Raw genomic sequence first — 25,662 nt, 5'->3', positions numbered from 1 at the left:
TTTAAAAGCTTGTAAATCGAGAAGATAAAGAAAAAATTGTAGAATGAATATCTATTGGAATTTAAAAATAAACCAATTAAATTTAATATGTATATTAACATATATGTTAATATACATATTAAATTTAATAATATAAATATATTTTGATGATAAAGTTAAAATATATTTACACATATATTTTAATAAATACTTCATTATTAGTTGGATTTAAAATAATTCCAAAATGAAAATGTAAGTTAAAACAGTATGATATACTTTTAAATTTTATTGTAAAAAACACAGGCTGATTAATGGAAACATAAAATAGCCCTGATTTTTCTAAATTAGTGTAGAAAAAAATCAGAGCTTTTTCTTCCCAAAATGTATTAGCGTATAATATCTGCGTTTTGTACGATATACCATGCTAAATTTTAATTTTTTCGCTGAGTCCATCCACCTAAAATGGGGATCTTGTCACCATCAAAGACGGCCTCTATATCTCCAAAATGAAAATATTCTTCCTGATTGGGGTCATCATCTAAAACGGCCCAAAAACCTTCTCTTTCGTCCTCTAATTGTGTTATATGGCCATGATAATAAATTTCTTCTTCATCTTCTTTAGTGGCCCAATACTTAACAACAATTGTTACATAGTCCCCTTCTTGGTAAGGGAAATCGGTTAAGCCAGGTCCGTATATGCTACCGTCTTTATACTTTACTTTCATTGTCTTCGTCTCCCTAAAGAACAAAGTTTCTCACGATATTCTCTATTTAGTAATTTCAATATATCGTAAGGTGATATGGGTTCTCATTGGTTAAGGATTGTTTACAATGCAGCTATATTCTTTGTAATGATAATAGCCGAAATAAGCCTATGTCACGGAGTCAGCCCCTATAACATACTTTTAGTTTCAAGAGATTACTCGTGCGGAGCCCCATGTTGATTCCAAAGGAGAAATATACTCCCGTTCCCCATAAAATCGTCTAAGCGACCTTTAAGTCTTTACATTAATAAAGTGGTAAATGGTAGTCAACTATTTTCATTAAAATGAATGTACTTTTTGTCTATTATGTTACTTTCATTTTTACTTTGATTGTAACCCTTTTTTATAAATAATCAAAAAAAATGACTTATATAAAAATCAAAAGATTTACATCGTAAAATAATAAATTTAGTAAAACATACATATATATTAAAGAGAACATATTTAATAAATAATCAAAAATAATAAGCGTTTTGCAAAATATCGGTCAATCAATTGAGGGAGAAGGGATCTAGCAATTTATATGATTTGAAATAACATAGATTCCACAATTCCACAATGAGGAAATAAATAAATACACATAACCACAATTCTTCTTTTTAACTATTTACATATTCACAGATTCTAATTTTTAATATCCACTAATACACAGGTTTATATTCGTAACTTGGTAGATAAAAAAACATCCTTCTCAGAAGATCTGTTAAAGATTAAGACAGATTTTCTAAGAAGGAATGTAATAGGTTCCTATTTATTTAATAAGGATGAATTTTAATTAAACCTGAATAGCCTTGTGAACGATAATTTTTTTCACAAGGCTATTTATAGTATTAAATTACACTGTACAGTGCTGGAACTTGACCAGTCTTGGTAAATTCTCTAATTTTGGCTTCATGGATAAGAATATATGGAACCTTTTTTAAGGACTCAGGAAGATACTTTCTAAAAGCCATTCTGAAGAAGGCTCCAATAGAGTAAAAGCGGAAATATCCTTTTCTTTCTTTTTCTGTATGTATATGAGCTTCAATCTGATCCATAGTTTCTAAAAAGACCTTCTTAATTAAATGATCTCGTACAGTAAAGTTCTCATTATCCTCATCTAAAATGTAGGCCAGTTTGTTTACTACTTCTTGTTTGAAAGAAATCATAACGTCTATTTGATCTCTTGGTTTATATTTAATTTGATTTCCATCCAAAAAATATGTAAGTTCCGTTGATAATTTTGCCATAAGCGGGTTTACATTGAATTCATCTGTATTCTCCTCTACACACTCAGGCTTTAAGGTAAAGGACGTTTTTTTTATCCAAAGCTGCTTACCGCGAATTTCAATCCCGGAATATTCAATAGAAAATAGAGCTTCTAAAACGCTTAATGTTTTACGGACTCCTTTTGCATTTTTGTTTAATTGGGATTTAAGAGTTTTCATTGTCCGTTCTTGTTTTAAATTCTCAATTTTGCCAGATTTGCTGAAGGACATGCCTGTTCGAAATTGGTTAAGCAAGGATAGCAGAAGCTCAATTCCTTCAGGGTTGGATGTACGTACGAATTCAGCCAAAATATTGGTTTCAAATAAGGCGTGTGGGATGATCAGGTAGTTAAGATTTCCCCCATTACGCTCAGGAGTATTATATTTCTCTACATCTTTTAAAACCAAAACCGGCAATCCTTCATGGATTTCTTCTTTTACAAAGTGATGATCTTCTAAATACTTCTTTCCTCCCCATAAAGTAGAGTATGAGATTCCTAGTTTCTTTGCCCAGGATGAAAGATTGAATTCCTTTAGTACTCCTCGTTGATTTTGTTCCGAATTTAATTGGTTTAACATGGTCATATAAACAACATAGGCTGAGGCAGGAGGACGCTCAAAAGACTCATCGCGAAGAAAACGGAATTCTTCTAAAATAGCATGATGCATACGAAAACCGTGGATTCTTATTTGACTTTTCAATTTTGGCCCTCCTCTCACCTATTTTCCTAGTTTGAATTATAGCAAAGTGGATTTCGGGGAAATGCTGCCCTTTATTAAAGGATTTTTAAAGTTGCACAATAGGAGCTAACCCCTTGTCTCCCAAGGGTTTGTAAAAAAACTATTATTTTTTTTTGTGAAAGGAAACGTCATGTTTTTACATTAAAAGTGCACGATGTGAAAGGAAACGTCATTTTATAATAGATTAATAGAGGTTAAAAGATGTTGATTTATCAGCCTTATTTTAAAAGAGTCTTTTATAATAAATACGGAAATTTAAAAACTTGCACATGTTTCAGTGCAAGTTTTTGTGAGAGGAAACGTCATTATCCTTCAAATTCATACAAATGAGAGAGAAAATTGTGCAATATTTTGTGCTTATTTAATAGATTTATGTATATTGTAAACGTTTAAAATTGCTTCATCTTTATTTAAGAATGTAGTCGTTTCAAGAGTTAGTGCATATTGTGAGAGGAACCGTCATTAAATATTACCATTATATTTAGGTGAAATGGGACATTTATTCAACTTTGTAATCATACAGATTTACAAAACTATATTATATATAAAAAGATATTTGGTTATTAACTTATCCACAGTTCTATATACGGAACTCAAGTTTTTTAAAACAATCTCCTTCTTGCAGAGTGTAATTTAAAACGGGTTCTCCTTTTCCTACATTTAGCCCCTATTCAAACTGCTATTTTTAATACTTCTCCCTTTTGAAATCCCCACTCATATTTTTTTAATCCGAGAATAAAATGTTAATGAATATTGAGTACTTCTTTTAAATTCGTGTTTCTCTCGTAAAAAACATAATTACTAAGAAATTTAATATTAGTAAAAAAGTACATAACTAGTAAAAAACAAACTTAATAAGCATTTTTAAATATGGGGCTAAATCCATTGTAAGAGAACGACACCAGCTGTTTATAAGACGTGTAATATCATAGTTTCCACTATCTCACACCAATTCTATTAAAGAATCTACAAATTCACAGGGATCTTTTTTTATTATTTTCATATTCACAAGTTCATATTTTAGATAATCACAAATACACAAGATTATATTCGGAACTCTTTTACTCAAAAAAAAATTTCCTCCCTTGAAAACCTGTCCATTATCACGGCAGATTACTAAAGAAGGAAATTTTTTAAAGAATGTGTATTTATATATTAAATGATTACAAATTCGAATAGCCCTGTGAGTGTATATTTTTTTCACAAGGCTAAATTATTATATTAAATTAGATTGTAAAGTGCTGGTTCTTGACCAGTTATGGTAAACTCCCTAACCTTTGCTTCAAAAAGTCGTTCATATGGCAGCTTTTTTAATGCTCCAGGAAGATATTTTCGGAAAGCCATTCTGAAAAAAGCACCGATTGAGTAAAAATGAAAAGATCCTTTTCGCTGTTTTTCGGTATGTATAAGAGTCCCGATTTGATCCATTGTTTCTAAAAAGAAATTTTTCATGAAACGATCACGAACCGTAAAGCTCTTTTCATTATCATCCATGAGATAGTTCAGTTTATTTGCTACTTCTTGTTTAAAAGATATCATGACATCGATTTGGTCTCTTGGTTTATATTTAATGTGGTGTCCATCTAAGAAATAGATAAGCTCTTTAGACAACTTTGCCATAAGTGAATTGACGTTAAATTCATCAGTATTTTCTTCCACACATTCTGGTTTTAAGGAAAAAGAAACTTTCTTAATCCATAATTGTTTACCACGAATTTCAACCCCGGAAAAATCCACCTTAAATAGAGACTCTAAAACACTTAATGTTTTGCGGACTCCTTTGGCATTTTTATTCAACTGTAACTTGAGTGTTTTCATTGTCCGTACTTGCTTTACCTTTTCCACTGCATCGGTTTTGATGTAAGACATACTTGTACGAAATTGGTTAAGTAAGGATAGAAGGAGCTCGATTCCTTCAGGATTAGAAGTTCGTACGAATTCCGCCAAGATATTGGTTTCAAAAAGGGCGTGCGGTATGATCAGGTAGTTAAGAACCACACCTTCATGTTCAGGGGTATTATATTTTTCAACATCCTTCAGTACTAAAACAGGCAACCCTTCGTGGATTTCCTCTTTAATAAAATGATGTTTTTCTAAGTACCTTCTTCCTCCCCAAAGAGTGGAATAAGAGATTCCAAGTTTTTTCGACCAAAAAGATAGATTGAACTCTTTTATAATGCCTCGTTGATTCTGTTCAACTTGCAATTGTTTTAACAAGGTCATATAAACCACGTAAGCTGAGGCAGGAGGGCGCTCAAATGACTCATCACGTAAAAAACGGAATTCTTCCAAAATAGCATGATGCATTCGAAAACCGTGGATTCTTATGTTATTCTTCAATTTTTGCCCTCCTCTCGCCTATTTTCCTAGTTTGAATTATAGCAAAATGGAAATTGAGGAAATGCTGCCCTTTATTAAAGGGATTTTAAAGTTGCACAATGTGCCTTGAACCCTTGGGGGAAAAGGGGTTAAAGAATATGGTAAAAGTTTTTATGTGAAAGGAAGCGTCATATAATTTCATTATTTGTGCATCCTGTGAGAGGAAACGTCATTGAGTAATAGACAAATAGAATAAGAGGAATGTTGATTTATCAACGTTTCTTTAAAAGAGTGTATTAAAACCAAATGAGAGGTTTAAAAACTTGCACATGAATCAGTGCAAATGGATGTGAGAGGAAACGTCAAATTTTTTAACTTCATACCAAAGAATGAGAAAATAGTGCAGTATTTTGTCCTTTTTAATAAATTAGTGTTTAATTTTCTGAACTTCTTAATTCATGGCAGGTATAAAAAGTATTGTCCTTGGCAGGATTGTGCATATTGTGAAAGGAAACGTCAGCATAAAAAAGTTGCACACGACATCTTGGAGTAGATGGTGTAATGAGGTGTAAATTAATTATTTCTTGATGTTCAAGGTTTATTAATGTGCATCAATTAAGAAGATACATCAACGAAACTTTAATTTTGTACATTCAGTTGTCAATTCAGAGATCTTTGTTGTATGAAAGATTTTTAATAAAATTTCTGTGCACAATGTGAGAAGAAACATCAAACCGAACCTAGAAAACGAAATTCCCCAGCCTATTGAGACCTCTTTATTATGTGAAAATAAAAGATTATTTGAAAAAGGTCTGTGCACAATGTGGAAGGAACGTCAAACCGAACCCAGAAAACGAAATTCCCCAGCCAGTTGAGACCACTTTATTATGCAAAAATAAAGGAATATTTGAAAAAGCACTGTGCACAATGTGAGAGGAAACGTCAAACCGAACCCAGAAAACGAAATCCCCCAGCCAGTTGAGACCACTTTATTATGCAAAAATAAAAGATTATTTGAAAAAGCACTGTGCGCAATGTGAGAGGAAACGTCAAACCGAACCCAGAAAATGAAATTCCCAGCCAGTTGAGACCACTTTATTATGCAAAAATAAAGGAATATTTGAAAAAGCACTGTGCACAATGTGAGAGGAAACGTCAAATCGAACCCAGAAAACGAAATCCCCAGCCAGTTGAGACCAGTTTATTATGTAAAAGTAATGGAATATTTGAAAAAGCACTGTGCACAATGTGAGAGGAAATGTCAAAGAGGACACAGAGAAGTAGTTCCCCAGCCTATTGGGACCTTTTTGTTATGCAAAAATAAAGGAATATAAAAAATACTCTGTGCAGATTGTGAGAGGAAACGTCAAAGAGGACACAGAAAAGTAGTTCCCCAACCTGCTGGGATCTCCTTGTAATGTAAAGATAAGAGATAATTAGAATAGGCACTGTGCAGATTGTGAGAGGAAGCTTCAAAGAGGACATAGAAAAGTAGTTCCTCAGCCTATTGGGATTACTTTTATGCAAAAATTAAGGATTATAAAAAGAGAACTCTGTGCAGATTGTGAGAGGAAACGTCAAAGAGGAAACAGAGAAGTAGTTCCCCATCCTAATGGAATCTTTTTAACTTGCAAAAATAAAGGATTATTAGAAAAAGCACTGTGCAGATTGTGAGAGGAAACGTCAAAGAGGAAACAGAGAAGTAGTTCCCCATCCTAATGGAATCTTTTTAACTTGCAAAAATAAAGGATTATTAGAAAAAGCACTGTGCAGATTGTGAGAGGAAACGTCAAAGAGGAAACAGAGAAGTAGTTCCCCATCCTAATGGAATCTTTTTAACTTGCAAAAATAAAGGATTATTAGAAAAAGCACTGTGCAGATTGTGAGAGGAAACGTCAAAGAGGAAACAGGGAAGTAGTTCCCCATCCTAATGGAATCTTTTTGGCTTGCAAAATAAAGGATAATTAGAAAGAGCACTGTGCAGATTGTGAGAGGAAACGTCAAAGAGGAAACAGGGAAGTAGTTCCCCATCCTAATGGAATCTTTTTGGCTTGCAAAATAAAGGATAATTAGAAAGAGCACTGTGCAGATTGTGAGAGGAAACGTCAAAGAGGACACAGAAAAGTAGTTCCTCAGCCTGTTGGGACCTTTTTGTTATGCAAAAATAAAGGATAATTAGAAAGAGCACTGTGCAGATTGTGAGAGGAAACGTCAAAGAGGACACAGAAAAGTAGTTCCCCAACCTGCTGGGATCTCCTTGTAATGTAAAGATAAGAGATAATTAGAATAGGCACTGTGCAGATTGTGAGAGGAAGCTTCAAAGAGGACATAGAAAAGTAGTTCCTCAGCCTATTGGGATTACTTTTATGTAAAAATAAAGGATTATAAAAAGAAAACGCTGTGCAGATTGTGAGAGGAAACGTCAAAGAGGAAAGAGAAAACGGTATTCCCCTATCAGTTGGAATCTTATTAGTCAGTAAAAATGAAGGATTATTAGAAAAAGCACTGTGCAGATTGTGAGAGGAAGCGTCAAAGAGGACATAGAAAATGCTATTCCCCTATCAGTTGGAATCTTATTAGTCAGTAAAAATAAAGGAATATTAGAAAAAAGGTCTTTGCACATTGTGAAAGGAACCGTCAAATAAAGCATGTTTAACGTATAAGATACAAGTCCCAATCCATTATTGTTTTAAGTTTATATAGGTAGACTGAGTTCAGATAATTGAAACCTATTTTTATAGTTTGTTAGACTGTGCATATTGTGAGAGGAAACGTCAACCTCAATTAAAAGTTGCACTACCAGTTTTCTACAAAGTGTAATGAATTTACTAAACGCCTATTGAACAAACAAGTGTTGACAAAGGCAACAATTACCACTCATAATAACCTTATATTGTATATACGAGGGGATAAATGATGGAGTTTTTAGTGGGTGTAAAGGAAGCAGCTGAAATCCTCGGATGGGATCGGAGAAAGGTCTCTACTTATCATCTGCGTGGTGTGTTGCCTAAACCAGTGGTTACTTTATCTAGCGGTCCCATATGGTTTCGAAAACAAATTGAAAGATATAAAGCTTCTAAAGAGATCAGTATAACAACTTATTATATTGAGGATGAGATTGTGTATGAATGTAAGCAAAATCATCCTATAAAAGAAACTAGCTATTCACCTGATGAAATCAAGGACTCAAGCGGGAAGTATAGTGTTTATTTAAAAAAGGATATTGAGCAACTAAAAAATGCGATTTTGGAAAAAAATCCACTTATTCAATTCTTTTCTTTTGAATCCATTAGTTTTTTGCACGAATTGGGTATTTTAGAAACGGATGTTTTTGGCATGTACACTCAACAATACTCATTTACAAATATGGAAACTAGGAACGGGTGAATGAAGAATCATGTTAGATACTTTACAAAGTAAATTCTTGAATGTTACAAAAGAGATTTTCCCGGACCATCCTCAATTGATTGTTGAGTGGAACGGTGACATCCAGCAACTCTTGATAAATCAAAAAGAACATCAGCCTAGCCAATCGTTAAAAGCATTTATTGTAATCATGGACCGATTAACAAAAGAGCATCAATTAAATATTGAGAACTTGGAAAAATGGGCTCACGACTATAAAAATGAAATTAGGAATTTTGTTCTTCCATACATACGATTAGTCGAAGAGGAGAGTGCCCCCTACTCCTTAAAATCTAACAATAGACAAGTGATAAACTCCTTGTTAAATCAGAATTTTGTGGAATCCGGTTCTGCTTTATTATTTCATAAATTAAGAGAAACCATCAGTAAAAATGAATTTGACATCGCGACAGAAATTCCAACTGCTAAGATTGCGGAAAAGGCGCTAGAAGCAACAGCTCAGGTAAGGTCCGAGAATGCCTACTTAAAAGTGAAATCCCATGCTGCAATCGAGCAATGGAAAAACTTAACCTCGCAAGCCATTACATCGATGGATGACTTAACAGCAGACATTTTTGATATAGTTTCAATTTTATGGATGCAGCAGGCAACTCATAAAGACCAAATGATTCATTTCCATACAGATGATGCTTTGAATCTTCGGCGACTACAAGGTAGAAAGCAAGAGACTGATGGCTATCACTCCTCTTATCGTAAAAAAGAACGTGACGATATTATGAAGAGGCTGGCAGCTCTTACTACCATTTGGATAAGGATTGAACGGGAAAATCTAAGATTTATTAATGAGGATCAAGAAAATTTTGATGAAATTGGCCGAGTTCAATTTAATCCACTGTTTGTAGTGGATAGTGTAACGGTTGCTTACCGTGGAGAGAAACCAATTGGTATATATGAATGTAGTATTCGTCCTGGAGAACTGCTTTCAAACTTTTTGTATGGCTCTCAAAAAAGTAGTGGTATGTTGGCATTAAAAACCCTTGAGTACCATCCAATTAAACAAAAATATCACAAACGATTAGCACGCTATTTATCCTGGCAGTGGAGAATTCGGCAAAAAAGTGCAGATTATCTAAGGGCCTATCATATTGGTGGAGATAAAGGGCTGCTTAAGGTCATGGATTTGGATGTAAATCCACGATACGGCTCAAGGATTAAGGAACAATTTGAAGAAATACTAGATACCCTGCAGAACGATGGTATCATTAAGGAATGGAGTTATAAGGAACAAGATATCGAGCAGCAGATTGAGCAAGAACGAAATTGGTTTGCAAACACCTGGTTAAAGGCTCGGGTTCAAATCATCCCCCCTACAGATATTACGGGAATTGGGGATGATAGAGACTTATTGCTGATTGATGATTATGATTATGAAACCGTAAATATTTCGTCCATGTTAAAGGGGATGACCCAGCAGGAGGCTGCTGCAGCTAAAGAGGCGATTGAAGAAAAGTCGGTATCGCCTGAATCCATTCACAATGAAAGAACGAAACGTGGATTAAGCATTTTAGAGGCAGCAAATGAAATGGGAATGTCACATAGTACTTTGTCTCGGTATGAAAGAAATCTTATTAAACGTCCTTATAAAGAGAACTTACAAAAAATGAAGGAATGGCTAAATGCAAAATAAACATCGAAATTCGATGTTTATTTTTTTAATTAATTATTTTTTTTGTTAAATGAAAGTGCTTCCCATTTTATAAACAAAAATTAACATAATAAACCCACATTAATCTTTTTATTAGTAGAAGAAGGAAATCAACATTATTCATTAGCATTTTTAATGCCTCCTTAAATCAATGTGTCGTTTACATTTTGTACATTGATAAAGGTTATCCTCAATTTCTTTATGTTTTTGTATCTTTCGGCAAGTTTGGCATGAAAGTGTGACATATCTTCCTGATTGACTATTAACAATTAATTCATTCCCTTCGGCACCTTCTAGTCCTATTTCATTTTTTTCTTTATCTGATGTAAATAAAGCATATACAAAGAGAACTGACACACAACCTGAAATAAAACTAACCCAACTCATAAGTCATCCCTTCCTATTAACGTGAAGGTAAGTTCACCATTTTTATTAATAGGGACTATTCTATAAGCTTTTTGAGTGCAATATTCGTTTTGAAGGTCATTGATCAACTGTACATTGGACAAACATTTTTCAATAATTAAGGCAGCAAGTTTTGTATGTCGTATATTTAATTTGATTGATAACCGTTTTAAATTCATAAATTGCTTATCGGTTAAGGATAAATTGACGCGATTAATTTTCTTATTACCTCCTCCTTTCGATACAATCATTTGAGTACTGTAAATATGCCTTTCTTGTTCGAGTTCCTTAATCATCTTTTTATCGTACATCCCTCTATCTAACAGTGAAACTGCTAAACTAGATGGCTTCATATTTATACTTATTGCTAATCGTTTTAAGTTTGAGTCTTGTCGATTTGTTAAAGATAAATTCACTCGATTATTTTTTAAAACTGTCTCCTCTACCACTCATAAAACCTACCTTTCATTTTGTACTGACAATTGACAGTGACAACCGAGTTACTTTGTTACGCTGGATCCGGACGGGGGAGAGGTTTTTGGAACGTATTTGATTCCCCCTTTATTTATAACCCTTATGGTTTCAACCTTTTTAGGAGTTCTATTATTAATTGGTTTTGGTGTATAGTTTTGGAATCTCCATAAACCTTCGTCTTCCCAGCCCCATTCAGCTTGAGGGAGGCTGGCACCACCCTTAATGTGTTTTTTTAGAATAGATTGATATTCTTTGCATTGAGCAGCCGTAAACAGGGCTAACCGGATGATTTGATTGCGATCAAGGTGAGTAGCTTCGTCTACCTCTTTTATATATTTTTGATAAGCATCTGCATAACGAACACTGGGGCGATAAGCCATTATATATACCTCCTTTGATTAACTACATTTTTGACCTGACACCAGGTGGCACCACTTCTTTGTTTAATCATATGAAGCTAGATTTATAAAATGCCGCACCTATGAAAAAAAATGCCTCATAGGTGAGGCATTTTGTATAAGCTATGAGAAAAGTGTCAATGATGTAGATAGAATTTTAGTCTAGGAGGAACAAAAAATATGAGTTGGTTTGGGAAGGATAAACCACGACTAGCAAAATACTTATCAAGACACGGATTAAGTCAAAAGGATTTACAGGAAGGATCCGGTGTATCCAGGGCTACAATTAATCGTTTGTGTACTGATTCCGATCATCAACCCACTTTGGGTACGGCTAAAAAAATAGTTAAATTTCTAAGAAAATTCGATAGCGATATAACATATGAGGATTTTTTTGATATGTAATAAAACCGTGACATGACCTTATTTATTAATAAGTAAGGAGCGAAGAAAATGGATGTGACAATCGAAATACTTTACGAAGCTGATAGCAAAGTAACGCGAAAGGTTCTCTCACTTTAAAAGGTCGAGAACCGGAGAAAGTTGTTTTGGAGTTTTGGAGGCAAATCAAAAAAGAAATTGTGTAACGTGCCCACTTAAAAAGGTTTTTGTAAGTGGTGATAAGGATATTACCGATTTAGTTAAACAATTGGAAGAATCAGAAATGAGAAAAACAGAGAAAAAATATAGGAATTTACCCTTTAGATTATAGGAAATTTGTTTTTAACTTTTGGATCTGTTAAATTCAAATACTGAAATCTCATAAAAACTTATTTTACATTACCAAGTAGAATTTTTATGGTAAAACTTGGTATAAGATGAGGCTGTTATGAAAAAGAATGCGTTGAGTATTTTTGTACCACAATTCTCTCGAGGAAAGGAAAGCTAGATTATGTCAAATAAAAGAAGGATAAAAACGTAACAAAACATTAAAAAAAAGCAGTAAAAGATGCAAAAAATGCATGAGAAAAATGAATTGAAGTAAAGATTCGCTAAAAAATTAACGGCAAGAGTAATTAGATATAACGGTTGGCCGAAGGAACTGATTGGATAACTCTTAGGTGATTTATTTAATGAATCTGAAATTTATACTTTTTTTGGCTTCTTTAAACATTCTCTTTTATTGAGCAATTAAAGCATGAATTAAGCTTCTATGATCAACGGAATACATGAACATATTCGTAGGTGAAATTATCTTAAAAGTTACATTGTTTACATTGATGTAAACATACAAATTAATAATTTATATGTAGTATTCATTTTCGATAATATTATTAATTTTATAAACAACATATACGTTGTTTATATTGTTTTTATTAACATATGTTTTAATGTTAATGAAGTTTCCTGCTGGGTAATAATTTATACACTGTTTAAAACCTAGAACGGAAAAAATAACTACCCAACACCTTAACCCAACCACAAGGCTTAATGATAGAAGTGTTAATTGCAATTCTGGTACTGCATAACTCATTATTCTCATTTCATAACTGGTAATTAAACTAATTATCTATTTTTAAAAAATATTGTACATATTTTCATTTGTTCCGATATGTCGTTATATTGACAGGATGAAGAATATACTCCTCTATAAAATCTTTTTAAATCAAAATCTCCCATCTTAATTTTAAAATTTTTTGCAAATTGCCTCCCACTTATTTCTTATAATTGGGTGCAAGTATTCCTTTGCTTCTATTCCTTACCTTCTTTTACTCTTGCTAAAAGATAATGTCAGAGTCCGTTCCTTACAAGTATTGACTTGTAGGACGTATAAACATCTCATTAATTGCTACCTCAGATGGTAGTTTAATTGAAAATGCAATGGCATGAGCAATGCTTTCAGCATCAATGGCGTCCTTTCATAAAGTTTATCAATGCCAGGTTTTAGATCCATATCAATGATTATATTTGTTAGTTCAGTCGTAACTGCTCCGGGTGAAATAATGGTTGAACGAATATTGTTTTTCCTGCCTCTTCGTTACAAAGACCTTATGAAATAGCACGTACTGCGAACTTAATAACGGCATAAACGGTACTTCCAGCCCCATCCAAGTAACCAGCTCCAGAGGAAAGATTGATAATAGACTGGACTTTTGACCTCTTATGGATGAAAGTACAGCTGCAATTCCTCATAAAACTCTTTTAATGTAGTGAAAACGATGAATAAAAACACTGTAAAGGCCTTTTAATTAAAAATGATTTTAATAATCAAATCAGAAAAAAAGACTGTAATCGTTAAGGTGGTCTTTTTGGTTGGCATGCTTTGATAATTATTTTGTTAAAACCTTTATGTATTCTTATCCTTTAACAACAATACTTTATCTTTAAGAATAAGTGATTTTATAATTTTTATGATTGACTAGTGGTGTAATTGGATCGACTTTTTCTTTATTGTATTCGTACTTAACAATAACGGAATTTTCTCATATAACTGTAACAATTCCTTTATAGCTTTTCCCTTCACGCTAAATAAATTATTGTCTCCGATTTTAGCAGCGAATTTAATATTTTCAGCAAGAAAAAAAGATGCAAGAACAATTAAAATGTAAGCTGAAATATTCTTTTTTGAAGTTTTTTCCACGTAGATAATTACCGTTGGCAATTATCATCTATATCAACATTAACAACATTGTCATATTAAACATATATATTAATGTTATTATTTTTAGTGTAAATAACATTATTATCTTCTTTAACATCGATGACATTATCACTTTTGTTATTATTTTTATTTATAAAATTATTTTCTTTAATATCTATATTGTTAGCTACATTTTTATTGGTGTCATATAAATTGAAAATAGCTGAGGTGGCATTAGTTTTTTTCAATTCGAACTTTGAGGCTGTTATTGGTTGGCACGTTCATTCAATGCCTGAACAAAGGGTATATATATTAGTTGAAATATAGACGGAGAGAAAAGAACGACTCTAATGACGATCTTATGGAATCCATCCTTATTAAAGTATATATGAAGAGTTTGTTGAAACAGGAAAGTTTAATTGAAAGCACTAACTACCGTTAAGATAAACTAGAACATTTAAATGGATAAGAAACTTCCAATAATGATCAAACCACTTCTATCCAAGTTTTAAAACTGATTTCCAAATATATATCGACTGTGGTATAAAGTGAAAACTAATATTAAGAGCAGAGCGATAATTCATCTTAGAAACCACCTAAATATAAACCTTTGCTCTAGTAATTGTAAAACTTAATAAGCAGTTAATACCTAATTATTTCTTCGTTTTGAAGTATTCGAATTAATATATGTCAACAACAACAATAAAGTTGTTGTTGTTGACATATAACTTATAGTTGTATTTTTAAAATGGAGTTAATGGATAAAGCTATTTTTTTAATAACTCCATACTCCTCTAACAATTTCCTTATTGCCAAATTTATCAATTTAAATTTATCCCCTTTTTCACTTCTAGGTGCTATTTTGTCTACTTCAGCCGCTAAGTCGGGATCCATATAAAATGAGGTAAAGACTTTTTTGTTTTTCTTATTTGAAGGTTTTTTTTCGTAGCTAATTACCGAAGGTAATCATCATCTTTATCAACAACAACATTGTCATCTTGAACATATGTTTTAACGTTGTTGTTTTTTATTTCAATAACATTATTATCCTTTTTAACGTCAATGATATCATCGCTTATGTTATTATCATCATTTTTAAATATATTTTCATTATTAACTATAATTTTAGTTACATTAGCATCTATATTGTTAGATACATCTTTATTAGTGTCATATGAATTGAAAAAGGTGAGGTAGCATTTGGTTTTTTCAATTCGAACTTTGAAGCTGTTTTTGGTTGGCCGTTCATTCAATTCCTTAACAAAGGGTATATCTTTTTGTTGAAAGAATGAAGAGAGAAAAGAACGACTCTAATGACGATCTTATGGAATCCGCCTTATTCAAATATATATGAAGAGTTTGTTGAAACAGGAAAGTTTAATTGAAACCTCTAAGTACCGTTAAGATAAACAAGAACATTTAAATGGATAAGAAACTTCCAATAATGATCAAACTACATCTATCCAAGTTTTAAAACTAATTTCCAAATAATGTATAATGACTGTGGTATAAAGTGAAAACTAATATTTAAGGGCAGAGCGATAATTCATCTAAGAAACCACCTAAATATAACGCTCTGCTCTAGTAATTGTAAAACTCAATAACCAGTATATACCTAATTATTTCTTCGTATTTTGAAGGATTCAAATTAATATATAATAACGTCAACAACAACAATAAAGTTGTTGTTGTTGACATATAACTTATTGTTGCTTTTAGACCTAAGATTGTTAATAAGTAGGATGATTGAATTAAACAGAATAATTATATTTAATAAAATAACATTTGTATTGAAAAAGAAAGAGAGCTTGGAGAATCCATCTCCAAACTCTCATTTTTTGTCTTTTTTGTTTTTAAAATGGAGTTAATGGATAAAACTATTTTTTTTCAATAACTCCATATTCCTCTAACAATTTCCTTATTGCCATATTAATCAATTTTGATTTATCCCCTTTTTCACCTCTAGCAGCTATTTTGTCTACTTCAGATGCTAAGTCGGGATCCATATAAAATGAGGTAAAGACTTTTTTGTTTTTCTTTTTTGAAGGTTTTTTCCCCGTAGCTAATTCTCGAAGATAATCATCATCTTTATCAACAACAACATTGTCAATTTCGTTGTCATCTTCAACATATGTTTTAATGTTGTTGTTTTTTGTAGCAATAACATTATTATCCTCTTTAACATCATTGATATCATCGCTTTTGTTACTATCATCATTTTTATATTTATTTTCATTATTATCTATAATTTTAGTTTCATTATCATCTAAGTTGTTAGCTACATCATTATTAGTGTCATATGAATTGAAAAAAGCTGACGTAGCATTAGGTTTTTTAATTCGATCTTTGAGGTTGTTTTTGGCTGACACGTTCTTTCAACTCCTTAACAAAGGGAATATAATATTCTAAGGCATTCTTTAATTCTGCATTTCCTTCAAAACCTTCAATTGCAAGACGTCTGGTAGAGGCTTTTCTTTTTATGATTGTATTAAATTTCATGTCTGGATAATCCTCATCAACGGCCTCGATCATAACCTCATTTTCTTTGGCTCTTGCATCAATTAAAGAAAATAAAACACCTGCTGTTTGTAATGATGGGTTGTACCGTTCTTTGGCACCTTCAATAATCTCTAAAAATTTAGGAATAGCATAATAAGCAAACATTGAACCATCAAACATGACAACAGCATAACTTCCAGCTTCTGAAGATGTACTTAAAGGCATAACCGTTTGTTCTGATAGCGCTGGAGGTGTATCAATTATAATCCAATCATAATCTTCCATTACTGGTTTTAGTGCATTCTGTAAAGCATCTAAATTAAGCCCCTTATCAAACATTTTTCTTGGCAAAGTAGCAAGGAAATCATTTGCTGGGATCAGATCAAGATTTTCTTTAACTTTGATAATATAAGGCCTAGCATCTCCTTGTAGAATGGCCTCTAGTATGGTCCTATCCTCAAATACGTTGCAAATGTCATATTCACCAGTCAAGAAACTTGTTAAATTACCCTGTCCATCCATATCAATGGCCAAAACTCTCTCCTCGTTACTCAAAAGAAAAGAAGTAATGCCGCTGCTAGTAGATTTGGAACATCCACCTTTACTGATTCCAAATGTGACTATTTTTGCTGTCAAGTTCTTTCACCTCTATTAATGAATTTAAATAATCTTATAATCATTATAATCTATTTTATCATTGTTGTATTAATAGACATAGATGTTTTTTTAACATTATATTTCATGTCATTACATAAATAGAAAATGTTTTTAATATATATGACATCACATATATTAAATAATACATATAAAATATATTTAAAATGATTAAGCAATATATGTTGTAATATATTGCTGTATATTATTCATTATTATCATTGCTATTGAATTTAAAATTGTGATAGTAAGTTTTAATTGATAAAGATACCATGTTAAGAAAAAGATAGTATGTATTTAAAATAAGTGACATTTACAACAAGATATTAATGCGTATAACAGTGTATATGTTAACATATATTTTAAAATTAATAAAACATAAATATTATATGGGTAAGAATAATGAAAATCATTCTAAATTTTAAAGGAATTATAGTTTTTAAATAAAACGAGTGATAGTATCCATAAATCAAACATTAACATATATATTAATATATGTGTCATTTATATATGATATTTTAATGTTGATTTCTATTTAATCAAGAAAACTTTCATATAAAATTCATATTGATTCTGTTTTATTTATACACTGAAAATAACTAAAGAAAGTTTTATGGTCACAAAAATCCTATATAAATAGGTTAAACAATATATATGTTAAAATATATATTGTTTGATATGTTATTTTATAATTTTATTTATTTGGTTTAAAATAGCGGATACATTTATGAGAAATATGTGATTATCTATTTCCAACAAAAAAATATAAAAAACATTATCAAATAGCCTTTATTCTTAGTTAATAGTATATGTTAATGTATATAATAATGAATATGATAATAATATCTTTAGTTTTATTTGAGAGGAATCATAATAATACGTAATTATAAAACACAACCCTTTTTCAAGTAGTATAAATAACTCAATAAAATATATGTTAATAATTAAATATAAATATATGTTAATGCATATTTCGTTTTATACATCATAATTATAAATAATTTTATTGACATCAATAATTTATCCTACAACTTAATGTTAATATTTTTAAAGTATTTACTTAAAAACAAGTAAATATAAATTATAATTATGGTTTAATTAATTATTTAAAATGTATATGTTAATATATATATTAATAATAATAATAATTTATCTAGCAAATTATTATTTAACATGGATATAAAAATATATGAAGGAAAAGGTAACTTGTTTATCTCTAAAAGAAAAATTAGAGATATAGAATAAAATTTTCAATGATAACAATAAAATATAATTAAACATATATATTGATATATATATGTTAATTAACATTACTGATAAGGTTATTGTTCTTTATTCTTTTCAAAAGTGAGTCGATGTAATGAATTCTTAATAGAAAGTTAAGATTAAAAATAAACTTACAGAACCATTTCCTCTTTAATAGGTTGTAAATGATCAACAGGTCCAGACAAAAACTCTAACCATTCTTCGGTTAGAGTTTTTGTCATTTATTAAAGCTACATTGATTCTAAATAATGTACTGATATGAACGAAACTGTCAATGCTCCCTACCCAATTTGATTTTGGTTTTAGTTTTTGGGTAACTCTAAGAAGAGAAGCATTTTTCGGCTTCTTTGTTTATTAGTTTGGATTGAGCCTTAAGGCTAGGGGATCTCCTTCGCAGCTTACAGACTGCTCCTCAATCTCCAAATTGGCTGTCAAGTGCTTTCCTTGACTGGCAATTTGGAGATTGAGATACTTTTTAAAGCTGAGAATGAATAAATTTCTCCTTTCATATTGATATTAAAAAGTTAAGCACACGGCACGAAGGCAAAAATCTTAACTGCGGTTAGCACTCTGATATTCGTGGGTTTTCACATTTTATCTTTCCGTATAAAGGAGCTTCCACTAACTTAAAACGTGCGTTAGCCTATTTGGCATAGCACAAGTACATTTCGTGGTTCCCCCTTACCGGTTTTTACCTTTGCCTCCGAGCCCTATGCTTCTACTTTTAAAGAAAAATTAAACCTATGTTATTCGTAATTTTTACTTTGTTATGGAGCTAGTTTCAACTTCTTGAGTTACTGCCCAGATAAATCCTGCTAATTCTCTTGCAATGGCTGTTAATGCTTTTCCAAATGCCTTTCCACGTGATAGTAAACGAAAATATTTTTTATGAAGGCGATTTTGAGCTTTCCATGAAATCATTTGAACATTAGGCAACTGTCCTTCTAGTCTTTTCTTTAAATCTCCCTTTATAGCAGGCGGAAATCGATAACTCCAGGCTGCTTCTACAAGCAACCGACGAACATGACGATTGCCTGTTTTGGTAATATTACCTTGCCTTCTGGTTTCACCACTAGAACTTTCACTTGGAATTAACCCAACGTAAGACATTAATTTTTTGGGAGAAGCAAATCTATTAAATGACCCGATCTCAGCCACAATACTAGTAGCTGTAATCGTAGCTATTCCCCTTAGTGATTGTAGTGCTTGAATCATTGGCGCATGGTAACCTTCGGTTGATTGTAATTTTATTTCTTCCTCAAATCGTTTTACCCTTTGCTCGATTTCTTGTAGATGGTGCAGATATTCTCGAAAAACTATTTTGGATGCAGAACGTTCAAATTTTAGAGTATTTAACCATTCACGATATCTACGGGTCCACTTTTTTCCTTTGAAGGGAGGGTGAATCTCATTGCGTAAAAGGAATTTCGATAATCGATGTTTGGCTCGTAATTCATCTTCTTTGGCATCTTCACGAGCGCGAACTAAATCCCGAAGGGCTTCATCATCTTCTGTTGGCACATAAACAGGAGTTAATTCGCCGGCGCGAAATAACTTTGCTAGTTTAATCGAATCCCTACGGTCTGTTTTGATGCGCTCTCCTGGTTTTTTAGGGATTAAAGATGGGGCGATCACTTCACACTCAATTCCTAGGCTAAGAAAAAGTCGATATAAACCATAGCCAGTTGGTCCAGCTTCATAGCACACTCGAAGATTCTCTTTTTCTCCAAGTTTTTTTACTAACTTTCTAATGGATTCCGGAGTGTTAGGAATCATTCCCCAATACCTTGGCTCATCACGACCTTCATCTGCAATGGCAACGGCAATTTTTTCTTTTGAAACGTCTAAACCTACATATTTTATGGTATCCTGCATAATAACTAGCTCCTTCCGTAATGTAGCTCTGATTTGGTTTGTTTTTTCCAGTAAACAGTGTAACCAAATTAACCTACGGTGTTACGAGTAAGGAGCTAGTTTCGTTCATGATAACTTATATGTTTCTTTTTAATTTTAAGTATTTGTATAAAAGTGGCACTAATGAGGAGAAAGTAACCAATGTGGGAGACTAACAATAAAAAACAATAATAGCTTGGTAGGGAATAATTTACATATGACCATAGTATGCTCTCTCTAATAATTACATTTGGACTATTTTACCATTTTTAATGCATAATACTCATTTTTTATTTGGTACTATCAGAATCTACCTAAAATGTAATAATTTTGGTAAATTTAGAACAGAACAAATATTCGTTATATATTGAAACATCATACAAGGGAGTTGAGAGGATAAAGACAATATGAATGGGGTTCATTCAAACAAATACCACGTTAGTTTCTTGCAATATCATATTACATTTTTTACAAGTAGCCATATTTTATTAAACAGGGAAGAAAAAGATTTTATTCAAACCTACTTTAGGAACGTGTCGAATCGCCATGAATTTAAAATTGTTAAAATGGAAATCCAGGAGCAACAGGTTAAATTAATTATCAATTGTAAAACGACCCATTACATACCAAATATCATAAAAGCTCTTAAAGGTGGATCAGCTAGATTTTTGCATAAAGAATTTCCAAAAACTAAGCTCAAAAATGGCGGAACCTTGTGGGACCAAAGGTACTTTATCTCAACTGAAGAACAAAAACTCAAAAGTTTGATAATGGAAAGTAAGGAGCTACCTTAGCTTGATTCCATTCATCTAATCTTATAGAAAGGAGGGAAATCAGTGAGAAACGATTCTATCGAACGATCCTTTAATGATTCTATTCTTACAATTGTCGATTATCTGTTGCAGAGGTCGGATAAAGCTAAGATCCAAAAGGATATGGAAACAAGAAGGAACATTAGGAATGATTTTAAAAAAATCTATTCAAGGAATTCTTCTATTTCAAATGACGAGAGGGAAGAGGGAGAGTATGAGTTATATTATGCGTTTATTAAAAAACATCAACCTGAGCTATTTGTAAAGGGGAAACCTGTAGAAATCTTTCCTGTTGATAGAGATAAAAGTTCATTTCAGGTTTTAAATTCAAAAGGTTTTTTTTATGGAGTGTTTAAACAGGAGGGCAAAGATGCTCACAGAGTAACTAGAGCGTTTGATTCAAAAGAGGAAGTACTATTAAATACGTTTGGAACATCAAGATTTGAAAAATTTCGAGGATATTCATTCTTTCATTTAGATGATGGAAAAACATACTCTTTAAAAGATAATAAGCAATTTCGATTTAATTTAACCCAATCCTTTAAACCTCAATTGTTCTATGAAAATATTGAACACGCTCGCTCTATTGTTGTAAAGGAAGAACTTAAAAACGAAGTAGCAATAAAAGAGAAATCTTTAAATAGGACCTTTATGGAGTATCAAATTCCTTTAGATTTAATAGGGAAAACAATCACAATAAATAACATTTCCAAAGATGAACTTGGGGTTAGAATTTCAATAGAAGAGAATGATATAAAAAAAGATATCATGTTACCGGATCTCTCTGAAGTATGGATGGAAAGAATAAGTAAACATCCAAGAATGAAAGCAGCATTTGATGAGCTTGTGATGGATAGTCGCTCTATTGGTGAAGGCTTTCTTGCTTTTTATGGAATGGAGATTAATAAAGAGTTTCAAAAACGGCAATTTGATTTTGAAGTGATTTCAAATGAAGAAGGTTCGTATATTGGGAAGTTATATGGGGATGGCTGTGTTAAGAAACTATCAAGTTATTTCCTTGAAGGAGAAGCCAAAGAGCATTTAGAAAAGTTGAATACATATATACAAGAGAATAGTAAAAGAGAAAGACAGATGGCTAAAGAAGATATAGGTATTGAATTCATGGAAATGAGTGAGAACGATTAAAGGGGGAAGAAACAGCGTGCAAAAACACAAAAAATTACAACTTGTAATCTTAAGTTCAGTAATCATGCTATGTATATATACCATGCCTGAACATGCATTTGCCGCAAGTGAAATTGAGGCAAAGGTGAAGGAAGGACTAAAACAAATACAGGCGTTTTTAACGGGGATTGTTGTAATAGTAGGAATTTGTGTAGGTGTTTGGATTATTATAAAAAAATTACCTGGTGTGGATGATCCGCACACAAAAAACGAAATGTTCAGAGGAGTTGGTATGGTACTTGCAGGTGTTGGTTTAGCTTCAGCACTTGTATGGATTGTACCTTGGGTATATGCGTTATTTGCATAATTGAGGGGATATAAATGACAACCAAAGAAGAATTAAAAGAGGTTCTTAAAGAATTAATTGGACAAGAAGACCGCCGGAAGGGGAAAACATTTGTTTTCCCTGAAAATGTTGATAAATCGTATAACATTGTAAAAGGGTTATCTGTTGGGAACTTCCTTAAATTTATACTACCGGCTGTGGTAATTTCAGCAATATTCCTTCTTATTCCACCTTATTCGCTAGGTTTTATGATGATTAAGCTGTTCTTTGTTTCAATGGTTATGTTAGGCTCTTTTACTTTTGCTGTTTTACGTCCAATATCATCCCGCCCAAATATAACCTATTCCCAATATTTAGGGCTAATTTTCCAATACAACAGTCGGCAGAAGTTGTTCTTTATGAAACCGTATAAGAGAGATGATTTTAATGGTAAATAATAAAAAGAATATGTATCGGACTGAATCTGACTATGAAGTTGAAACTCTTACAAAAAAGGGTCAACGAACAATTCAAGACTTAAGCATAATTGGAGGTATTTATAAGGATTACGTCCTTTTAAAAAATGGGTACTTAGCTTCCGTTCTACAAGTGAGTGGTATCAATATGGACTTACTAGCTGAGTATGAACAAAATCTCCTATTTGAAGATTACGGCTCTTTTTTAATGAGCCAAGTTCACGATCAATTACAAATCATCTCAATGACCGTACCTGTTGATTTACGGTCTTACAATTTGGGATGGAAAAAACGGTATCTACAGGAACTCGAAAAAAAAGGAGAATCAGGCAATGCATATAAGCGAAAATTAATTGCCTCTTACATTGACCACTTTCAGAGTATTCGGCTTAAAGATGAGATGTCGACGAAACAACATTTTATAGTGATTAGAGAAAAAATGAATAAACGGACTTACCCGGATCTTGAAAGGACAGAACGTGTTCTAACTAAAAAGGTTCAAGAAATATCAAATTCTTTACGATCTACTTTCGAGTCTTATGATCTAGCAATAAGAAAACTATCTGAGAAAGATACCTTAACCCTATTGTATCGTCACTTTGATTTTGAAATGTCGAGACTATATTGTTAACTGTTTTGGAAAGGCGGAAAGCTCATGCCATTTTCTATAGCAACACTTTTTCCATCAAAAAAACGTGAAAAAAAACCAGAAGAACCAATTCAACAAGACTTTCTTCATGGGATTTTAGAAACTGAAGAGCTAAATTCAATCTATCCATTTGTCTGGAAAGAAAATAAGAGTTTCATAGAAAGTGGTGGAAACTTTATTAAAGTGTTAGCCGTTGTTTCTTACCCCAAGGAACAGAAAGGAAACTGGCTCTCTGATCTAAAACGTTTGAAAGGGAATATATCTTTTGTTCAATACCTAGAACCCGCCAACTCGGAGGGGATGATTCATTATTACAATGATTCTATTAAAAATAAAGATGCTGAACTATTAAAGACAAGAGACCCGGCCACGCGTATCAGGTTACGTTCGGAGCTTGAAAGTGCCAAATACCAACTTAATCAGGTATTAACCAATCGCTCAAACTTTATGTACCTTTATACATACATATTTATTCAGGCAACGTCTCCAGAAGATCTAAGATCCCTAGAAGATAACGTCCAGAGGATTCTTACTAAATTAAGGATGAAGGCCTTAAACCCTCACTATGCTGCACTTATGGCTTTTTGGTCAGCACTACCACTTGGGGATAACCAGTTAAAGGATTATACCTATCAGATGTGCAACAGCGAAACCGCCTCATCCTTTTTCCCATTTGATGATTCAGAGATATGTTATTTATCCCCAAAGTCTCAAGTGGAAGGGATTAATAAGACAACCAATTCATTGGTGGCCATTGATTATTTAGATACACAACGTACTTTAAATCAAAATATGGTCGTAATCGGAACCTCTGGCGTCGGTAAATCGACTTTTATGGTTCAGAAAATACTCCGCTGTTTTGCCATGGGAATAAAAGTGTATATTATCGATCCAGAAAATGAATACTCTCATATTGTGAAAATTCTCGGTGGAGAGGTGGTCCATCTTAGCAGTAATAGTGCAACCAAAATTAACCCATTAGAAATTTTTTCAACAGAAATTACAGACACCCAAGATTTTAATAATGAAATGGAGTTCGTAAGAGATCTCGTCAAACAAAAGGTTCAACGCCTTAAGGCTTTTTTTAAAGTGCTAAAGGCGGATTTAACACAGGTTGAAACCAGTATTTTAGATAAGACTTTAACCAATCTTTATAATCGCTTTTCAATCAATGAAGACAGTGATTTTAAAAGCATCAAATCGATTGACTATCCTATTCTTGAAGACTTTTATCATGACTTAGGGGAACTAAAGCAAAAGGATTCCGAACGGTATGAAAAAATCCAAGACTTTTATTTCATATTAGAGAGTTATGTTCATGGTTCGAACTCTCTATTTAACGGGCACACAAATGTGAATATCAATAATTCATTATTCTCTTTTAATATAAAATCCCTACAAAACGAAGTGGATGTGCAGGCTGCCTGTTACTTTAACATTTTCGGGTTTCTTTGGGATGAAATTACTAAAAACAAAAATGAGTTAATTTATCTATTTATTGATGAATTTCATTTTTTATCTAAAAACCCTGATTCTATGAGGTTCTTCTACCAAGCATACAAACGTTTTCGTAAATATAATGCTGGAGCTATTGCAGGAACTCAGCAAATCATTGATGTCCTGGATACTGAAGATAATCTAGGAGCAGCTATGATTGAAAACAGTCATACAAAGGTATTTTTTGGCCTGGATAATAAAGGTGTAGATGATGTCGTTAGAAAAATAAATCTATCATTCTCCGATGAAGAGATTTCCTTACTTCGCGCTAAACGGCAAGGAGAAGCATTAATTACATATGGCTCACAACGTGCTTTTATTAAGGTTGAACTGACACAAGAGGAGCTTCGACTTTGGAATAAAAAGCGATACGTTGAGAAATACGGGTTGGATCCAGATGAAATTCCGGACTATGAGGAAAGGATTGAAATGACACCTATTGAAAAAGAGGAGGTGAGAAACTTCTTTTTGTAAAGGAGGGATCTAA

Annotated in this window: 18 protein-coding genes; 9 read left to right on the top strand and 9 right to left on the bottom strand. The window is 32.3% G+C overall.

The window, feature by feature from the left end; all coding sequences use genetic code 11:
• Nucleotides 1-410: 410 nt before the first annotated feature.
• From RCG21_RS32490 to RCG21_RS32480, 3 genes are all read right to left on the bottom strand, one after another.
• Entirely contained in the window at nt 411-704 is a 294-nt protein-coding gene (locus RCG21_RS32490; protein WP_308914542.1) for a hypothetical protein, read from the bottom strand.
• 869 nt (nt 705-1,573) lie between these two features.
• Nucleotides 1,574-2,692: a hypothetical protein gene (locus tag RCG21_RS32485; RefSeq protein ID WP_308914541.1), complete on the bottom strand. Its 1,119-nt coding sequence runs from the start codon at nt 2,690-2,692 to the stop codon at nt 1,574-1,576.
• Between the two features lie 1,260 nt (nt 2,693-3,952).
• Nucleotides 3,953-5,071, bottom strand: a complete 1,119-nt coding sequence (locus RCG21_RS32480; protein ID WP_308914540.1) for a hypothetical protein — start codon at nt 5,069-5,071, stop codon at nt 3,953-3,955.
• Nucleotides 5,072-7,963: 2,892 nt separating this feature from the next.
• Here RCG21_RS32480 and RCG21_RS32475 point away from each other — a divergent pair.
• Both RCG21_RS32475 and RCG21_RS32470 read left to right on the top strand, forming a co-directional pair.
• Nucleotides 7,964-8,437, top strand: a complete 474-nt coding sequence (locus RCG21_RS32475) for a hypothetical protein (RefSeq protein WP_308914539.1) — start codon at nt 7,964-7,966, stop codon at nt 8,435-8,437.
• 10 nt (nt 8,438-8,447) lie between these two features.
• Nucleotides 8,448-10,103 (top strand): helix-turn-helix domain-containing protein, encoded by a 1,656-nt coding sequence (locus RCG21_RS32470; protein WP_308914538.1) that lies wholly within the window; start codon nt 8,448-8,450, stop codon nt 10,101-10,103.
• A gap of 150 nt (nt 10,104-10,253) precedes the next feature.
• Here RCG21_RS32470 and RCG21_RS32465 read toward each other — a convergent pair whose 3' ends face one another.
• Genes RCG21_RS32465 through RCG21_RS32455 form a run of 3 tightly spaced genes read right to left on the bottom strand, consistent with a single transcriptional unit; the run spans nt 10,254 to nt 11,380 of the window.
• Nucleotides 10,254-10,508 carry a hypothetical protein gene (locus RCG21_RS32465; protein WP_308914537.1) on the bottom strand — a complete coding sequence of 85 codons (255 nt, stop codon included), beginning with the start codon at nt 10,506-10,508 and terminating at the stop codon, nt 10,254-10,256.
• The gene (locus RCG21_RS32460) at nt 10,505-10,975 is read right to left on the bottom strand and encodes a hypothetical protein (protein ID WP_308914536.1); all 471 of its coding nucleotides are present in this window, start codon (nt 10,973-10,975) and stop codon (nt 10,505-10,507) included. The genes RCG21_RS32465 and RCG21_RS32460 overlap by 4 nt, the downstream gene beginning before the upstream one ends.
• 51 nt (nt 10,976-11,026) lie before the next feature.
• A complete protein-coding gene (locus RCG21_RS32455; protein ID WP_308914535.1) occupies nt 11,027-11,380 on the bottom strand; it encodes a hypothetical protein in 354 nt (117 codons plus the stop codon).
• Nucleotides 11,381-11,578: 198 nt separating this feature from the next.
• Between RCG21_RS32455 and RCG21_RS32450 the strand changes: the two genes are divergently transcribed.
• Nucleotides 11,579-11,803, top strand: a complete 225-nt coding sequence (locus RCG21_RS32450) for a helix-turn-helix transcriptional regulator (RefSeq protein WP_308914534.1) — start codon at nt 11,579-11,581, stop codon at nt 11,801-11,803.
• 4,053 nt (nt 11,804-15,856) lie between these two features.
• Here RCG21_RS32450 and RCG21_RS32445 read toward each other — a convergent pair.
• The 3 genes from RCG21_RS32445 to RCG21_RS32435 form a co-directional block, all read right to left on the bottom strand.
• On the bottom strand, nt 15,857-16,348 hold the full coding sequence (locus tag RCG21_RS32445) for a ribbon-helix-helix domain-containing protein (RefSeq protein ID WP_308914533.1): 492 nt from the start codon (nt 16,346-16,348) through the stop codon (nt 15,857-15,859).
• The gene (locus tag RCG21_RS32440; RefSeq protein ID WP_308914532.1) at nt 16,314-17,114 is read right to left on the bottom strand and encodes a ParA family protein; all 801 of its coding nucleotides are present in this window, start codon (nt 17,112-17,114) and stop codon (nt 16,314-16,316) included. The genes RCG21_RS32445 and RCG21_RS32440 overlap by 35 nt, the downstream gene beginning before the upstream one ends.
• A gap of 2,043 nt (nt 17,115-19,157) precedes the next feature.
• Complete coding sequence (locus RCG21_RS32435; protein WP_308914531.1) at nt 19,158-20,273, bottom strand: IS110 family RNA-guided transposase; 1,116 nt, start codon at nt 20,271-20,273, stop codon at nt 19,158-19,160.
• Between the two features lie 425 nt (nt 20,274-20,698).
• On the opposite strand from RCG21_RS32435, the gene tnpA reads away from it, so the two are divergent.
• The 6 genes from tnpA to RCG21_RS32405 are packed head-to-tail and all read left to right on the top strand — an operon-like array spanning nt 20,699 to nt 25,649.
• Complete coding sequence (tnpA, locus tag RCG21_RS32430) at nt 20,699-21,085, top strand: IS200/IS605 family transposase (protein WP_308914530.1); 387 nt, start codon at nt 20,699-20,701, stop codon at nt 21,083-21,085.
• 42 nt (nt 21,086-21,127) lie between these two features.
• Nucleotides 21,128-22,249, top strand: coding sequence for a hypothetical protein (locus RCG21_RS32425; protein ID WP_308914529.1), 1,122 nt, complete (start codon nt 21,128-21,130; stop codon nt 22,247-22,249).
• Nucleotides 22,250-22,265: 16 nt separating this feature from the next.
• Entirely contained in the window at nt 22,266-22,595 is a 330-nt protein-coding gene (locus RCG21_RS32420) for a CagC family type IV secretion system protein (protein ID WP_308914528.1), read from the top strand.
• Between the two features lie 14 nt (nt 22,596-22,609).
• Nucleotides 22,610-23,011 (top strand): hypothetical protein, encoded by a 402-nt coding sequence (locus RCG21_RS32415; RefSeq protein ID WP_308914527.1) that lies wholly within the window; start codon nt 22,610-22,612, stop codon nt 23,009-23,011.
• Nucleotides 23,001-23,660 (top strand): TrsD/TraD family conjugative transfer protein, encoded by a 660-nt coding sequence (gene trsD, locus RCG21_RS32410; RefSeq protein WP_308914526.1) that lies wholly within the window; start codon nt 23,001-23,003, stop codon nt 23,658-23,660. Before RCG21_RS32415 ends, trsD begins: the two co-directional genes overlap by 11 nt.
• 24 nt (nt 23,661-23,684) lie before the next feature.
• Nucleotides 23,685-25,649 (top strand): VirB4 family type IV secretion system protein, encoded by a 1,965-nt coding sequence (locus tag RCG21_RS32405; RefSeq protein WP_308914525.1) that lies wholly within the window; start codon nt 23,685-23,687, stop codon nt 25,647-25,649.
• The last annotated feature ends 13 nt before the right edge of the window (nt 25,650-25,662 follow it).

The sequence above is a fragment of the Bacillus salipaludis genome (assembly GCF_030938565.1).
Taxonomy (GTDB): Bacteria; Bacillota; Bacilli; order Bacillales; family Cytobacillaceae; genus Neobacillus; species Neobacillus salipaludis_A.
The sequence above is the reverse complement of the archived record's forward strand: the minus strand, read 5'-3'. Positions and strand labels throughout refer to the sequence as shown.

Bases quoted from the DNA above. Each gene is read 5' to 3' on its own strand.
- RCG21_RS32450 (WP_308914534.1), top strand. From the start codon at position 11,579: ATGAGTTGGTTTGGGAAGGATAAACCACGACTAGCAAAATACTTATCA.
- RCG21_RS32490 (WP_308914542.1), bottom strand. From the start codon at position 704: ATGAAAGTAAAGTATAAAGACGGTAGCATATACGGACCTGGCTTAACC.
- tnpA (WP_308914530.1), top strand. From the start codon at position 20,699: ATGAATGGGGTTCATTCAAACAAATACCACGTTAGTTTCTTGCAATAT.
- RCG21_RS32435 (WP_308914531.1), bottom strand. From the start codon at position 20,273: ATGCAGGATACCATAAAATATGTAGGTTTAGACGTTTCAAAAGAAAAA.
- RCG21_RS32465 (WP_308914537.1), bottom strand. From the start codon at position 10,508: ATGAGTTGGGTTAGTTTTATTTCAGGTTGTGTGTCAGTTCTCTTTGTA.
- RCG21_RS32405 (WP_308914525.1), top strand. From the start codon at position 23,685: ATGCCATTTTCTATAGCAACACTTTTTCCATCAAAAAAACGTGAAAAA.
- trsD (WP_308914526.1), top strand. From the start codon at position 23,001: ATGGTAAATAATAAAAAGAATATGTATCGGACTGAATCTGACTATGAA.
- RCG21_RS32455 (WP_308914535.1), bottom strand. From the start codon at position 11,380: ATGGCTTATCGCCCCAGTGTTCGTTATGCAGATGCTTATCAAAAATAT.
- RCG21_RS32475 (WP_308914539.1), top strand. From the start codon at position 7,964: ATGATGGAGTTTTTAGTGGGTGTAAAGGAAGCAGCTGAAATCCTCGGA.
- RCG21_RS32415 (WP_308914527.1), top strand. From the start codon at position 22,610: ATGACAACCAAAGAAGAATTAAAAGAGGTTCTTAAAGAATTAATTGGA.
- RCG21_RS32470 (WP_308914538.1), top strand. From the start codon at position 8,448: ATGTTAGATACTTTACAAAGTAAATTCTTGAATGTTACAAAAGAGATT.